A 15,543-nucleotide genomic window follows, 5' to 3' on the forward strand; every position below is an offset into this window, starting at 1 on the left:
TGGTCATTCAGATTGCATGCCCGTCGTAAGGATGATGGCCATGCTTCGTGACTGTTTGGGCAACGCTCGCAGCGGAACTATGGGAGTCGGCTTTGAAGTCAGCCCTGAAAAAAAGTGCAAAGCAGTTGCTCGGCCCCGTATGGCGACCGCTGTGGAATGCAATCGAGCGCAACGTCACCCACATGATCGACAGCCGTGTCAATCCGCTGGATGAGGCGGTTGGCAAGCGTATCTCACACGTCGAACAGGAGCTGTACGCCAGAGCGGGCACGCTGGAGGGCCGTGCAGACGGCATCGAGGCGCAGATCGACCGCGTGGCCAAGCAAATAGACCGGATCGAGGCGCAACTGCTTCGCCTTGAAAATGGCTGGCGTCACCATACCCCCACTTTCGTCAGCTCGGTTGCCAGCGTCGTGGCGCTGGAACATGACGTCTCCAGACTGCGCGAAGAACTAAACGCCCGCGCGCCGCTGAACACTGCGCACGGACAAGAAAAACCATGAGTAACTTGTCGACCGATAGTCAGCTCGCTCGCAAAAATGTTCTCATCATCGTGCCGTCCGTGTCGCATTTCGACGCCATCTCGACTTCGGTGCGGCATACCTGGGAAGCACTTGAAGCAATGCCGGGCGTAGACGTCAAGATCATGTCCTGGCGTTGCGATCTGACGGAACTGCCATGGATCAGCGCCGGTGATCTGTCGGATCTTTTGCTGGATGATACGTTTCTCAAGGCAAACCTCATCATCTATCATTTCGGCGTGCACGTGAATCTGTTCGATGCGATGGTCATGGGCAATGGCCATGGCAAACAGGCCGTGTTCTTCCACAATGTTACCCCCGCCCGCTTTTTACCCGAGCAATCTCAGGATTTGATCGCGGCGTCCCTCCGCCAGATAGAGAACTTCCGCCGCGTTGACGAGATATGGCCAGTCAGCCAGATCAATGCGGAGGAACTTTATCAGCGTGATTTTGACCCATCCCGAGTCCACGTCATCCCACTGGCGGTGGACACGCCCGCCCTTGCTCCGCTGGCCGACAAGGATGTCAAGCCGCTAGAACTGGTTTTCGTCGGCCGCATCGTCAGATCCAAAGGCGTGCTCGATCTGATCGCCGCCATGAAACAGCTTTCCGGGCGCGTGACGCACCCTGTTCGCTTACGCATAGTGGGCAATCTGGAATGGTCGGATACGGATTATCTTGCCGAGGTCAAAGCTGCAATTGCCGGATCGGGCCTCGCGCCATCCATCGAACTGGTCGGCACCGCCAGCGATGAAGAGCTGCAACGTATTTATCACCAAAGCCACATTCTCGCGATTCCTTCATATCACGAAGGTTTCTGCAAGCCAGTGATCGAGGCGTTGCGCGGCGGGTTGATACCGGTGGGATACGCTGCCTATAATCTACCGCATATCGCTGGCGGCTTCGGAAAACTGGTTCCTCCGGGTGATATCGATGCGCTGGCGGATGCCCTCGCCACTTTGATAAATGCACTGCCCCAGGCATTTGCCGCGCCGGAAGCCCCCTTGCTTCCTCTGGATCGGGGCGCAACCAGTCTCACACTTTTCGATGCCGCTTCGAAGACTTACGTCGACCGTTTCACGCTATCGCAATTCATGCGCGCGGTAACTGAGAGAGTTCGATTGCTGCTGGATCAGTAGTCCGAACGTAGCCGCGTCCTTCTCATGCGGCTACGCAAGCGGAGCGCCATAACCGGCCATGCGCTTATCCAGAAGAATGCCGCGTATCACACCCTCAAGACGATTGCGGATCACCGGCCAGACAATCTGGCGCGACCATTGTGCCTGCATTTCGGCCTGTTTAGCCAGCACACTGCGATCCGCCAGCATATCGGTCAGCCCGGAAGCCAGATCTTCGGGAGAGATACCCGGCAGCGTACGAACAACAGCGGCGATATCCTCAAATATTTGCAATGGAGTACAGGCTACGGGAGTGCCCGACGCAAGGCCAAGGCGCACTGCGCCGCTCGCCGATTCCTGTGTGTTCTGATACGGGTAAACAACGATGTCCGCGGCCGACAGACGAGATATGATCTCGCCTTCCGACAAGAAACCGGCCTCGATGGTAATGCAGTGCTCCAACCCCTCGGCACGTATCAGGGCCTTGCATGCTTCCAGTTCCTCTCGCGACACGTCAGCCGGATAGAGGGCGTTCAACATCATCAGGTGAATGTCAGGGTTGGAATGGCGCATCAAACCAACCGCCCGAATAATTTCACGCAACCCCTTGTGCGGCAACAGGAAGCCGAAAGTTGCCAGCACAACTCGATCATCGACGCCCAGGGTCCGGCGTATAGCTTTCCGGTCGCCGCCGAAAGGCTCCGGCAATCCGTGGGGAAATAGCATCACATTGTCCACCAGGCCGATATTCTTCAGCCGATTGAGATCGCTCACAGTGTGCACCACGACACGCGTAGCCCGCGAAAGACTTGCAAGCCCGTCTGCAAGGCGCACGTAGCCGCCCATCGGTCGTTCCACATCCATAGTGGAATGGAAAAACAGAAAAACCGGAATACCATCCGCCTCAACTCTGTCCACCAGCCTGCATAGCGCATTGAAAGGAAAGAAGCTGAGATTGAACTGCAAGACCAGCGCCTCGACACCCTCCGCGCGGATGGCTGCATAAAGCTCCTCAAGATCATCCTCAACCCAGCCCTGCGTCCAGCAACGTCTGACATTGGCAGCGTCCGAACCTTCAAGCGTGGCGTTGCGGCTGGCGAAAATGGTCAGCAGATCAGGCGGGAGCCCGAATGTTAATGCCTCCGAATAGGTGGCGATGCCGCAACGTGTGTTCCAGGTAGACACCCAGCCAATTTTCGGCATGCGCAGGACTGTGCTGTCCAACTTTTCCAGTGCTTCAATTGCAGCCCGGGTTTTGCGCGCAACCAAATCCCAGCGACAGCGCTCACGTAAAAGAGCCTGACCATTGTTGACGCGCCGCGCGATCTCTTGCGACGAGGCCGCACGCACCTCATGCATGGCCTCAATGAGCGAACCCTCGTCCGGCGCCGCCAAAACCGACGCAGTGATTCCCAGATGCGACCGCGAATATGAAAAGCCGAAATCACACAGCCACGCGGTGTCTGGCGTACAAATACCCCAACGGCCGCCGAAAGACGTAGATACCACTGGTTTACCATGCCCCAGCGCTTCAACGAGCGGTTCTTCTCCACCCTCTCCCCATATCGGGCAAACCACGGCGTCAGCCATGGCATAAAGTGCATGCAACTGGTCTACAGCGACATCCTCATGGATCAACCGGACAGGCGCATGGTGCGGATAATCAAGGTCCAATGCGGCGATCTGGTCACCCACCTGTTCATGGAAGTCTGAGACCGTCCTGACGAGAAGCTCCACCCCATCCGCCAATGAAAATCCTTTGCCCCATGCAGCCAACAGTGCCCCCACGCCTTCGGGGTGGAGCGGCGATGCCACATGCAGGAAACGAAATACGTCATCGGGCTCGCGATTTTTCGTCACTCCCGCAAGCGGGGCGGAAACACCGTGGCCCACCACTGCGATCGGCACTCTGATGCCGTTGTCTCGCAATGTTTTAGCGACGAAACGATTGGTCACGGTCACAAGATTGAGCGAGGAATTGAATGCCGATACAAAATCTACGGGTAAACCGCTTTCTTTCCAGTCATAATTCACCAGCACACGGGTAAGACCACGCATATCCAGCACAGAGGGTGGATAAAGGTTGCGCAGAACGACATCGCGCGAAAGCACGAAATCCGCTCGTTGCCACATGCGCTCTATCTCTGGTTCTCGCGCCAGAAAAGCCGGATCTGGCGCAAGCGGTCCGAGCCCTTTGAGACTGACAAGGTCGACTTGCTGACCGTCCTCCTCAAGTGCAAGCGCGAGTGATCTATTGACAACAGCTTGACTACAAAAATCGTCGAATGGCCCTTCCAGGAGCCAGTCATAGCTCCCGGATACTCTTGCCGGTGAGCTATCGGATTCAACCCGAAGGATCGCTGCTACATATGCAGAGTCACAACTTTCAAGAAACGCACGTTGCCGGCGCACAAGCTCGCGCCTCAGCCAGGGTTCAGTGAGGACGAGCCGAATCGCGGCCGCGATATTGCCCGGTTCACTCCCCGTCACCTCAAGCCCGGCATTCTGAATTGCCGTCCCCGCCAAGTGAAGGACAGGCAAATCTGCCGCCATCGCACGAAGACCATACCGACGCCCAATCTCGGATCCGTCCGTCAAGATAAGAGAGGCTTTGGCGAGGAGCGGCCAGATTTCTGCCTGCTCATGATTGAGCACTTGCACCAGTTGCAAAGGGACACTGCCAGCCTCTTGCAGAAATGACAAACTGGAGGACAGCGATTGCTTATTTGCAACTCCAGCATAGACCACAAGCAGATGGTCGCGAGGAATATGGATTTCACGTCCAGCCAAGTGCGGAGCTACGAAAGCGTGGTAAATTTCAGCAAATTGCACGGCCTACATCCTGCTTGAAGAATCTTCAGCAAAGCAGACACCTATTTGCATGAAGAAAACGCTGAACAGCAAAAATTATAGTTTCTGAAGATTTCGATGAAAAGCTGAATTGACATTGAACAGGCCTGCACAGGCGCTGCCTCAGGAAGCGCATGCTGCGCAATTCATCAATGCTTGTGGCGAAACCAGTCTCGAACCCTTCGGGCACCGGGAATACGCTTTGCGGCCTGGCGCAGGAAACGAAGCGGAGTTGCAGGTCCATAATCCATCATCGTACCCTTCGATTGATTTGGCTGAGATTCGACCAGAGCCTCTTGTTCGACCCAAGTCTCTCGCAACTGCCGGAACTCATGCATCAAGACAAGCTTGGCAGAATCTTGCTCAAGACGCGTAGAAATTAAGTTTGAATCAATAACCCTGGCGACAGACATGCATCATCCTCGCAAACACGATCTAAAATATACCTGCTTCGCTGTCAGTCAACCACTATAGACGACACTGTATCATGTCGGACACAAATTCTTGAAAGGGCGCAGTGACTTAGAACCCCTGATAAAACCTCGGAATTGATGATGGTCGAATGAATTTGACCATCCTGCAAGGCGCCGAAAGCAGTCGACGCCGGCTGCGTCGGCGAGGGTTTATCAGGGGCTCTTAGACAACGGCGGGAATGATGCCGCGTGACTGTACCGCCTGCCAGTTGGCCTTGCTGGCGTCGCCCTTATCGGCAACGACCGCCCCCGGATCGACTTCGGTGTGGAACCCGAGAAAGATGGCGAAGCGCGGTGTGTCGCTTTTCTCGCCGCCAGTCGGGTCGAAGGTGATCGGATGGTCGCCGAAGTTGGTCTTCAGGTGGATTTTGTGGAGAAGTCGTTGTGCGCCCGGTCACTCTGCCCCTTGCGCCTACTGCCGGGACTGAAAACCATCGATCTACGGCTATAGCAGTGGCTTACTTACGCAAGCGATCAATGTTTATAGAATATATATCAACTAAAAGGTGTTAATTCATGAGTGGTGGAGCCAGGCGGAATCGAACCGCCGACCTCTTGAATGCCATTCAAGCGCTCTCCCAACTGAGCTATGACCCCATAAACACATACAATCGTACAGACCAAATTTTGGTCATATGCCTGTTTGCTTTCAGGCAAATTTAAAAAATGGTGGAGCCAGGCGGAATCGAACCGCCGACCTCTTGAATGCCATTCAAGCGCTCTCCCAACTGAGCTATGACCCCATAACCACCAGCGCAACATCGGACAATGCTGCGCAAAAACGCTTCTGACGAGAATGGTGCGAGATATGGTGAAAGTGTCTTGGGAAACACTCTGCGGACAATCCCGCTACACCATTCCATCCCACCGAAGCAGCAGTTTTCTGCATTCCGCCGCTTCTATATATCGCTTTGGAGACAGTCAAGCCTCCCTGCACCTTTCACATGTCGTTTTCCAACGACCGGATCAGTTTTCGTCATCCGACTCGATATCGCCATCGATCAGATCGGCAACATCGTCATTTTCCTCGTCCTCATCGGCGAGGAATGTAGCCTCATCGTCGTCATCCGGGATGTCGTCATCGCCAATGTCGATGTCTTCATCACCCGTCTTGACGGCGGCTTCTTCACTATCCGCGACGTCGTCGAGAGAAACGATTTCGACGACGTCGGTCTCGGCATCCGTCTCATCTTCGACCGCAGTCGCAACGACTGGCGCAGTACGACCCGCGCTCACCAGAAAGGGCGCGCCGCACTTCGGGCAAAGAATCGGATCCCTGTTGAGATCGTAAAACTTGGCGCCGCAGTTCTGGCACAGGCGCTTGGTTCCGAGTTCCGGTTTCGCCACTGTCAAATGCACTCCGTTTCCTGCGAAGCGATCCCGTTAATGGTCTTCATGACGCATGTCAACGCCTCTCGCAGGAAATATTGAACATCACCAAATTATGTCTCTGCGACGGGTGTGGAAATTCGGGCCTTGCATCAGACGCCGCATGGGGTTAGAGTAACTCATCCATCACGGAGTTCATTAGGGCTGTTGCGATGAGTGGTTCTCTCCGGGGCCGCTCCTTTTTGCATTGTCGAAACTCCGCAAGTGGGCCAAGCCATCCGACAGGCCGGTATGGCCGCTGGATGAAGCGGAGTAATCGTCCGCTGCTGGTTTCGAATTGACGCGTCTCTCCGCCGCGAAGCGTTACATGCTTTGCCTGAGGACGCTTTATCAAAGCAATCGCCTGCCACAGGCAACGATGGATTGCTTTGGCTGCATGATACTGAACGAACGGAAGCAAGACACCGAAACGATGGAACCGACTGGCGACGACCCTCAATTTCATGCCTCCCCCCTGGGGGAGCCACGCATCGTGACCGAAACCGGCGTGGCGGCTCGCGTGGCGGCGATTGTCGAACCTGTGCTCGCTGACGTCGGCTACCGGCTGGTGCGCGTCAAGGTATCGGCGCAGAATGGCAGCACGGTCCAGATCATGGCCGAGCGGCCGGACGGCAGCATGACCGTCGACGACTGCGAGGTGATCAGCAACGCCGTATCGCCGGTGCTGGATCTCGAAGATCCGATTTCGGAAACTTACAACCTCGAAATTTCTTCTCCGGGCATAGACCGGCCTCTGGTTCGCGCCAGTGACTTCGCGCGCTGGGCCGGTTTTGATGCCCGCATCGATCTGGCCCTGCCACTTGAGGGACGCAAGCGTTTTCGCGGCATCCTGCGCGGTATCGAAAACGACGCCGTGCGAATCGAGCTGGCGAATGTTGCCGAGGGTAGCGACCCGGTGGCCGTTTTGCCGCTGCGCAACATTGGTGAGGCCCGCCTGATCCTGACCGATGCCCTGATCACGGAAGCGTTGCGGGCAGCAAAAGCGGCTGTGCGCGAGGCGCCTGAAGGCGAATCGCTGCCGGACGCCGACAACGACAATGCGCCGGATAGCGGTGGTCCCGACGATGGCAGCCCCGCCAGCGGCAAGGGCAAGGGTAACAAGTCCCGGTCAGGAAAGAAGTCCAACGGAAGGAGTGACGGATGACCGTCAGCGCCAACAGGCTCGAACTGCTGCAAATTGCGGACGCCGTCGCGCGCGAGAAGGTGATCGACCGCGCCATTGTTCTGGCAGCCATGGAAGACGCCATCGCCAAGGCAGCGCGCTCGCGCTACGGAGCCGAGACGGACATTCATGCCGAGATCGACCCTCGCACCGGCGAGCTGCGCCTGTCGCGCCATCTGCTCGTGGTCGAGGATCGCGAACTGGATAATCCTGCAACGCAGATCAGCCTCATCGACGCGCATCGCCACAACCCGGCCGCGCAGATCGGTGATTCGATCTCCGACACGCTGCCGCCTTTCGATTTCGGCCGCATCGCAGCTCAGTCGGCCAAGCAGGTCATCGTGCAGAAGGTGCGCGAGGCCGAGCGCGACCGTCAGTATGACGAATACAAGGATCGCATCGGCGAGGTCATCAACGGCATCGTCAAGCGTGTCGAATATGGCAACGTTATCGTGGACATGGGACGCGCGGAGGCCATCGTGCGCCGTGATGAACTGATCCCGCGCGAAACGTTCCGGCCCGGCGACCGCATCCGCGCCTACATCTATGACGTGCGCCGCGAAACACGTGGGCCGCAGATATTCCTGTCGCGCACGCATCCGCAGTTCATGACGAAGTTGTTCGCGCAGGAAGTGCCGGAGATTTACGACAACGTCGTGGAGATCAAAGCCGTCGCTCGCGATCCGGGATCGCGTGCCAAGATCGCTGTGATATCGCGTGATTCGTCCATCGACCCTGTCGGCGCCTGCGTCGGTATGCGCGGCTCGCGCGTGCAAGCCGTTGTGCAGGAGCTGCAGGGTGAAAAGGTCGATATTATCCCGTGGTCACAGGATTCGGCGACGTTCATCGTCAATGCACTCCAGCCTGCCGAGGTTGTGAAAGTCGTGCTTGATGAGGACAGCGAGCGAATCGAAGTGGTTGTGCCGGACGAGCAGCTGTCGCTCGCCATCGGTCGTCGTGGCCAGAACGTGCGGCTTGCATCGCAGCTCACCGGCTGGGACATCGACATTCTGACCGAGCATGAAGAATCCGAACGCCGGCAGAAGGAGTTCACGGAACGCTCCACGACATTCATGGAAGCGCTCGATGTCGATGAGGTCGTGGGCCAGCTTCTTGCGTCGGAAGGTTTCCGGTCGGTTGAGGAAATTGCATTCGTTGAACTGGACGAGTTGACTTCGATCCAGGGCTTCGACGACGAAACCGCCACAGAGATCCAGTCGCGCGCGCAGAACTATCTTGCACGCATTGAAGCAGAGCAGGATGCGCGCCGTCGAGAGCTGGACGTGGCGGACGAGCTGCGCTCCATCGATGGCGTGACAACGGCAATGCTTGTTGTCTTCGGTGAAAACGAGATTCGCACCATCGAGGATCTCGCTGGCTGTGCGACGGACGATCTGGCTGGATGGACCGAGCGCAAGGGCCAGGAGACCACGCGCCACAAGGGAATTCTCGATGGCTTCGAGATCTCGCGGCAGGAGGCGGAAGCCATGATCGTCGCCGCCCGTCTGGCCGCTGGCTGGATCGAGGCGTTGGACGAAGAGGAAGAAGCGGCGGAAGCCGAAGATCCTTCAGCGACTGCCGATGAGGCACAAACGGAGCAGGACCAGAGCGCCGTCTGACACAGCCTCTTTCCCGCACGCAAACTGCCATGAAATACGCCGGGGCAGGCAATTGTGTCCGCCCCGTTGTGTCCCAACAACTTTTATGCCTCACGAGCATTTCGGCATTGTCCGGAAATCGTGGCAAGGAGAAAGAATTGTCGCACCCAGAGGGTGATGCACCGCCGCAGAACGATAAGGACCGGGAAGACAGCCGGACTTGCGCGCTGAGTCGTCGTGCAATGCCGAAGGAAGCGATGATTCGATTCGTCGCTGGTCCCGACGGTGCGCTCGTGCCGGATATTCGTGCCCGGTTGCCGGGCCGGGGCGTCTGGGTCGAGGCAACGCGCGAAGCGGTGTCGCAGGCCGCGCGCCGCAAGATATTTTCGCGGGGGCTGAAGACTGGTTTATCCGTTTCCCCGTCTCTGGCCGATGATGTCGAGGCGCTTTTGTTGCGTGACATGCTTCAGGCGTTGGCGCTGGCCAACAAAGCGGGAGCTGTGGTGACAGGTTTCGGCAAGGTGGAAGATCTTCTGGCCCGTCGCGACGGTAAGATCAGCACCGCCGCCTTGTTGCACGCCAGCGAAGCAGCGCAGGACGGTCGTCGCAAGCTGGCGCAGGCACTGAATCGCGGACGGCAAACGTTGCAGGATGGTCACATTCCGCCGCCGGATACCATCCCCGTCATTGATTGGATTGCCGGTGAAGATTTGGATTTGGCTTTAGGCCGCATACATGTGATACATGCAGCTCTTGTTGCCGGAACGGGAAGCGACGGATTTATGACGCGCTGGCGCAGGCTGGACCGTTATCGCATGGCAGACACATCGACGCCTTCCACGGACGTTTCCGCAACAATGGCCTCCCGGACAGACGGGCCATCGGGCGAAGCGCACGATGACAGGGCGATTACAGGGCAAGAATGAACGCGAAGGCGCAGGACACGGACGTAATGAGTGACACAAAGAACCCGAACGACAAGACGCTGAGCGTGACGCCAACGAAGACGCTGACGCTGAAGCGGCCTGTCGAGCAGGGCGTTGTGCGTCAAAGTTTCTCGCACGGCCGCACCAAGGCCGTTGTGGTGGAAAAGGTCAAGCGCAGGGTCATCGCCTCGTCGGCTGAGGTTAAAGAAGCACCGGCCAAGGACGTGGCGAAGGAAGCCGCTCCCGCGCAGACCGCATCACCCGCCCCTGCGCCAGCGGCACGGGCCCCTGCGGCCCCCGCACCGGCAGCACCAGCCGCAAAAGCGCCGGCCCCGGTTGAGGCTGCAAAGTCTCCGGCTATTGCGCCAGAAGCGTCTGCAGCTGCCGAAGTAAAGGCCGCTCCCGCTGTCGTGAACACGCCTGCGCCTGAAAAGGTCGTGGCTGAACAGCCCTCCGAGACGGCTGCCAAGACGACTGCTGCGACGGCCGAGGTGGCTGTTGACAGCAAGCCTGCTGCCACACCCGCTCCGGCGGTTAGTGCAGCGGAGACGCCTGCGGCTGTAGCGCCCAAGCGCAGTGCGCCGGCCCGTGAGACAGCGGCTGAAGCTCCGGCTATTAGCCAGTCCCGGCAAAATACACGCACGCCTCCTGCACCTCCGCCGGCGCGCACGCCTCCGGCACCGCAGGGCCGCCAGCCCGCCGCGGGTCGCGGTGGTCCCAATCGTGGCGGTAACCGTCAGGGTTCCCAGCGGGGTGGGTCTGGCGTGGTTCTGCGCACCTTGACGGATGATGAGCGCGATGCGCGCATTCAGGCGCTCACCGAGGCCAGAAAGCGCGAGGAAGAAGATCGTCGCCGCGCCATAGAGGAAGCGAAGCTGCGCGTCGAGCGTGAAGCCCGCGAAAAGGTTGAGCGTGAGGCTGCCGAGGCGCGCAAGCGTGAGGAAGACGAACGCCGCCGTCAGGAAGACGAGATCAAGCGCCGTTCTGAAGAGGAAGCTCGTCGCCGTCTTGGCGCCGAAGGCGGTAGTGCCGCGCCGGCGGCCCGGACCGACAGGCCGCAGCAGGCCCGGCCCGCATCGGCGACACCCGGAGCCGCCGCGCCGCGCCGTCCGGCCGGCGCTGCAACTCCCGGTACCGCCGCCCCTGCCGGTCGCCCCCGTGCTGCCGAGGCGGAAGACGATTCGCCGCGCACAGCCCGGCGTCCGGGTGTGCGTGCGGCATTGCCGCCGGCACCCAAGCCTGCCAAGGGCGTGGGCGACGAACGTCGCCGTGGCCGTCTGACGGTTTCTGCCGCGACCTCCGGTGATGACGGAGAGCGCACGCATTCTGTCGCCGCCTATCGCCGGCGTCAGCAGCGTATGCGCGGCCAGCAGGTGCAGGAGCCGAAGGAAAAGATCAGCCGCGAAGTGATCATTCCGGAGACGATCACCATTCAGGAACTGGCCCTGCGTATGGCCGAGCGTGGCGTCGACGTGATTCGCCTGCTGATGAAGCAGGGAGAGATGCATAAGATTACCGATGTGATCGACGCGGATACCGCCCAGCTTCTAGCGGAAGAGCTTGGTCATACGGTCAAGCGCGTGGCCGAGGCCGACGTCGAGGAAGGTCTGTTCGATACGACCCCCGAAAACCCGGAAGATCTTGCACCCCGGCCTCCGGTGGTCACGATCATGGGCCACGTCGACCACGGCAAGACGTCGCTGCTCGATGCGATTCGCAACGCGAATGTCGTGTCCGGCGAAGCTGGCGGCATCACGCAGCATATCGGTGCCTATCAGGTGAAATCGCCGCTCGGCGGCAAGATCACCTTCATCGATACACCCGGCCACGCCGCGTTCACCGCCATGCGCGCCCGTGGTGCAAAGGTCACCGATATCGTCGTGCTCGTGGTTGCTGCCGATGACGGCGTCATGCCGCAGACGATCGAAGCCATCAACCATGCCACTGCGGCGCAAGTGCCGTTGATTGTCGCGATCAACAAGATCGACAAGCCGGATGCGAATCCGCAGCGCGTACGCAACGAGCTTCTCCAGCACAGCGTGGTGGTGGAATCGATGGGCGGCGAAACGCTGGAGTTCGAAGTATCGGCGAAGGTCGGCACCAACCTCGACAAGCTGCTGGAAGGTCTGCAGTTGCAGTCCGAAATTCTGGAGCTGAAGGCGAATCCGGAACACTCCGCGGAAGGTACGGTCATCGAGGCCAAGCTGGATCGTGGACGCGGTCCCGTCGCGACGGTGCTGGTGCAGAAGGGAACGCTCAGGGTTGGCGACATCGTTGTCGCGGGCGCGGAGTGGGGACGCGTGCGAGCGCTGATTGCGGACACTGGCGGTCAGATTCGCGAGGCGGGCCCGTCAGTGCCGGCAGAGGTGCTCGGTTTCAACGGCACGCCCGAGGCTGGCGACCGCGTTGCAGTGGTCGAATCGGAAGCGCGTGCCCGTGAAATCACCGGCTACCGCATTCGCCAGAAGCGCGATCTTGCTGCGGTGCGCGGTGCAGGTGCATCCCGTTCGCTGGCGGACATGATGCGCGATCTCAAGGAAGGCGCAGGCCGCAAGGAATTTGCGCTTGTCGTCAAGGCAGACGTGCAGGGTTCGTCCGAGGCTATCGTCGGCATGCTGGAAAAGGCAGGTAACGAGGAAGTTTCGGCACGAATCATCCACTCCGGCGTCGGCGGGATCACCGAATCGGACATCACGCTGGCGGAGGCTTCCGGCGCCGTGGTGATCGGCTTCAACGTTCGTGCCAACAAGGAAGCGCGTGAGGCTGCCGAGCGGGCGGGCGTTGAAATTCGCTACTACAACATCATCTACAACCTCGTGGACGATGTTAAGGCGGCAATGTCCGGTCTGCTGGCCCCGACCCTGCGCGAGCACATGCTCGGCAATGCCGAAATCCGTGAGATCTTCAGCGTCTCGAAGATCGGCAAGGTGGCGGGCTGCCTCGTCACCGATGGCGTGGTGCAGAAGGGTGCGAACGTGCGCCTCATCCGCGACAACGTCGTCATCCACGAGGGCAAGCTGTCTCAGCTCAAGCGCTTCAAGGACGACGCCAAGGAAGTCGTGGCCGGCCAGGAATGCGGTATGTCATTCGAGAGCTACCAGGACATGCGCGTCGGCGATGTCATCGAGTGCTACACCATCGAGGAGATCCGTCGCTCGCTGTGACGGACTTCCGACGGTCGAATCAGCGACCCATCTGTTGCAAAAAGCCGGCGCGATCTCTTGCGCCGGCGTAAAAGTTTGGTTTCATGCATAATGGAAAGGCCCCGGTCCGACTCCGGGGGTAGATGAGTGAATGTCTCGAAGAAAACCTGAAACGGGCAGCGGCCCGAGCCAACGCGTATTGCGCGTCGGCGAGCTGGTGCGTCATGCGCTGGCCGAAATCCTGATGCGCGGCGAGGTGCATGATGACGTGCTCAGCTCGCACGTCATCACTGTGCCGGAAGTGCGCATGTCACCGGATCTGCGCCTCGCCACCGCCTACATCATTCCGCTCGGCGGCAAGGATGTGAAGCCCGTGCTGGCGGCTCTGGAGCGCAACCGCAAGATCATCCGCACCGAACTGGCTCGCCGGATCAACCTCCGATACGCGCCCGATATCCGCTTCCGTTTCGACGAATCGTTCGATGAGGCGGGGCACATCGATAGCTTGTTGCGCTCCAACAAGGTAACCGGCCACAACCATATAGACGAGGACGACAGCGTAGAAGATGACGACGGCGATCATGACCGCTGAGAAGGATGAGGCCGCGACCTCCGACCAGACCGCTGCGACCGCACCCCGCGCCGAAAACAGGCAGCCTCACCCCGGCCGCGCCGATGGTGGAAGACAGGGCAAGGGCCAGCAACAAAGGCGCCGGCAGAATGAAGGCCGCTCCCGCAAGCTGGATATCAACGGCTGGCTCATCCTCGACAAGCCGATCGGGATGACGTCCACCCACGCTGTCGCTGTCGTGAAGCGCATTTTCAATGCCCGCAAAGCAGGGCATGCCGGCACGCTCGACCCGCTGGCGTCGGGCATTCTGCCGATTGCGCTTGGCGAAGGCACGAAGACGGTTCCCTATGTCATGGACGGTCGCAAGGCCTATGCCTTCACCGTGAGCTGGGGCGCAGAGACGAATACCGACGATACGGAGGGCGAGGTTACAGCGCGCAGCGACCGCCGTCCGACGCGCGAGGAGGTGGAAGCGCTTCTGCCGCGTTTCACCGGCGAACTGATGCAGGTGCCCCCGCGCTTCTCGGCGATCAAGATCGATGGCGAGCGTGCTTATGATCTGGCGCGGGACGGCGAAGAGGTTGAGCTGGCAGCGCGGCCTGTGCTGATCCACAGGCTGACGCTGGTCGAGCACACCGGCGACACCAGCACGCTGGAAGCCGAATGCGGCAAGGGCACCTATGTTCGCGCCATTGCGCGCGACCTTGGGCGCGCCATCGGGTGCCTCGGTCATGTGGCCACCTTGCGGCGCACCCGTGTCGGGCCGTTCCGGCTGGACCGGACGATTTCACTGGCGGCATTGCAGGAATTGAGTCATAAGCCTCCGGTTGACAACGAGCCTGGTGAGACGGTCGATGATCGGACGATCGCACCTGCATTGTTGTCGCAAGTACTTCTGCCCGTTGAGACCGCGCTGGACGACATCCCGGCGCTGGCCGTCAACAGGGCGGACGCGGTTCGGCTCGCGCGGGGCCAGACCGTACTGCTGCGCGGACGGGACGCGCCGATCATCGAAGGCCCGCTTGCCGTGACCTGCCAGGGACGACTTGTCGCCGTGGCGGATCTGGAAGCGGGAGAGATCGTTGCCCGCCGTGTTTTCAACCTCAGCGGCGCTCACTGAAGCGCCCTTTACTCGAAAGGAACACCGATGTCGATTACGCCTGAGCGCAAACAAGAACTCGTCAAGGAATTCGCCCGCGTACCTAACGATTCCGGCTCGCCGGAAGTGCAGGTCGCGATCCTGACGGAGCGCATCACCAACCTGACTGGCCACTTCAAGACCCACGCCAAGGATAACCACTCCCGCCGTGGCCTGCTCAAGCTCGTTTCCCAGCGCCGCAAGCTGCTGGATTACGTGAAGGGCAAGGATGTAGAGCGCTACCGCACGCTGATTACGCGCCTCGGCATCCGCCGCTGAGCACACAGCACGCATACGCTATTGCGCCCCGGGAGACTTGCGTCATCCCGGGCGTTTTATATGATGCACACCCGTTTCTGATCGATGAGGCGATTTTCCGTCCGATTGAAACAGGTTCAAACGCGGCTTCCGGACAACGTCGTCCACTGGCAGATTTCAACGTTTCGCTGAAATGTCGAAATAAGGCTTTAAGGAAGCTGTGAGACTGGCAGGGCCCGCAGCCGCGGCTGTGCCTCTTCCGCCGGAAAACGGCCATGGCAGGATCGCAGGGCGCTTCATTGCAGGAGCGCCGCGCCGTCTTGCTCATGGCTTTCCGAAAATACGGTGCGCCGGTTTACCGCGCCCGGAAACCATGGCCGTGCAAGCGGCCCGAGC

General features: G+C 59.7%; 12 protein-coding genes and 2 tRNA genes. 9 read left to right on the top strand and 5 right to left on the bottom strand.

Features of this window, described 5'->3' with window-relative positions; genetic code table 11:
• The first annotated feature begins 47 nt into the window (after positions 1–47).
• Together FHS81_RS05780 and FHS81_RS05785 are read left to right on the top strand one after the other, a co-directional pair.
• On the top strand, positions 48–503 hold the full coding sequence (locus FHS81_RS05780) for a hypothetical protein (protein ID WP_183751083.1): 456 nt from the start codon (positions 48–50) through the stop codon (positions 501–503).
• Positions 500–1,660 (top strand): glycosyltransferase family 4 protein, encoded by a 1,161-nt coding sequence (locus tag FHS81_RS05785; protein ID WP_183751085.1) that lies wholly within the window; start codon positions 500–502, stop codon positions 1,658–1,660. The genes FHS81_RS05780 and FHS81_RS05785 overlap by 4 nt, the downstream gene beginning before the upstream one ends.
• A 30-nt stretch (positions 1,661–1,690) precedes the next feature.
• On the opposite strand, the gene FHS81_RS05790 is transcribed toward FHS81_RS05785, so the two are convergent.
• The 5 genes from FHS81_RS05790 to FHS81_RS05810 form a co-directional block, all read right to left on the bottom strand.
• Positions 1,691–4,471, bottom strand: coding sequence for a glycosyltransferase (locus tag FHS81_RS05790; protein ID WP_183751087.1), 2,781 nt, complete (start codon positions 4,469–4,471; stop codon positions 1,691–1,693).
• Between the two features lie 167 nt (positions 4,472–4,638).
• Positions 4,639–4,902 carry a hypothetical protein gene (locus tag FHS81_RS05795; protein WP_183751088.1) on the bottom strand — a complete coding sequence of 88 codons (264 nt, stop codon included), beginning with the start codon at positions 4,900–4,902 and terminating at the stop codon, positions 4,639–4,641.
• Between the two features lie 581 nt (positions 4,903–5,483).
• Positions 5,484–5,559: transfer RNA gene (locus FHS81_RS05800), tRNA-Ala, on the bottom strand.
• A gap of 70 nt (positions 5,560–5,629) precedes the next feature.
• Positions 5,630–5,705: transfer RNA gene (locus tag FHS81_RS05805), tRNA-Ala, on the bottom strand.
• A gap of 223 nt (positions 5,706–5,928) precedes the next feature.
• Positions 5,929–6,321, bottom strand: coding sequence for a TIGR02300 family protein (locus FHS81_RS05810; protein WP_343052429.1), 393 nt, complete (start codon positions 6,319–6,321; stop codon positions 5,929–5,931).
• A 442-nt stretch (positions 6,322–6,763) separates the two neighbouring features.
• On the opposite strand from FHS81_RS05810, the gene rimP reads away from it, so the two are divergent.
• The 7 genes from rimP to rpsO all read left to right on the top strand — a co-directional run bounded on the left by rimP (position 6,764) and on the right by rpsO (position 15,168).
• The gene (rimP, locus tag FHS81_RS05815; RefSeq protein ID WP_183751089.1) at positions 6,764–7,495 is read left to right on the top strand and encodes a ribosome maturation factor RimP; all 732 of its coding nucleotides are present in this window, start codon (positions 6,764–6,766) and stop codon (positions 7,493–7,495) included.
• Complete coding sequence (nusA, locus tag FHS81_RS05820; protein ID WP_183751090.1) at positions 7,492–9,132, top strand: transcription termination factor NusA; 1,641 nt, start codon at positions 7,492–7,494, stop codon at positions 9,130–9,132. Before rimP ends, nusA begins: the two co-directional genes overlap by 4 nt.
• A 68-nt stretch (positions 9,133–9,200) precedes the next feature.
• On the top strand, positions 9,201–10,037 hold the full coding sequence (locus FHS81_RS05825) for an RNA-binding protein (protein WP_428982438.1): 837 nt from the start codon (positions 9,201–9,203) through the stop codon (positions 10,035–10,037).
• A 26-nt stretch (positions 10,038–10,063) separates the two neighbouring features.
• On the top strand, positions 10,064–13,201 hold the full coding sequence (gene infB, locus FHS81_RS05830) for a translation initiation factor IF-2 (protein WP_183751092.1): 3,138 nt from the start codon (positions 10,064–10,066) through the stop codon (positions 13,199–13,201).
• Between the two features lie 130 nt (positions 13,202–13,331).
• Positions 13,332–13,772, top strand: coding sequence for a 30S ribosome-binding factor RbfA (rbfA, locus tag FHS81_RS05835; protein WP_183751094.1), 441 nt, complete (start codon positions 13,332–13,334; stop codon positions 13,770–13,772).
• Positions 13,747–14,871 (top strand): tRNA pseudouridine(55) synthase TruB, encoded by a 1,125-nt coding sequence (gene truB, locus FHS81_RS05840; protein ID WP_246374767.1) that lies wholly within the window; start codon positions 13,747–13,749, stop codon positions 14,869–14,871. The genes rbfA and truB overlap by 26 nt, the downstream gene beginning before the upstream one ends.
• Before the next feature lie 27 nt (positions 14,872–14,898).
• The gene (rpsO, locus tag FHS81_RS05845) at positions 14,899–15,168 is read left to right on the top strand and encodes a 30S ribosomal protein S15 (RefSeq protein WP_183751095.1); all 270 of its coding nucleotides are present in this window, start codon (positions 14,899–14,901) and stop codon (positions 15,166–15,168) included.
• Positions 15,169–15,543: the final 375 nt, after the last annotated feature.

This window comes from Pseudochelatococcus contaminans (assembly GCF_014195635.1).
Lineage (GTDB): Bacteria > Pseudomonadota > Alphaproteobacteria > Rhizobiales > Beijerinckiaceae > Pseudochelatococcus > Pseudochelatococcus contaminans.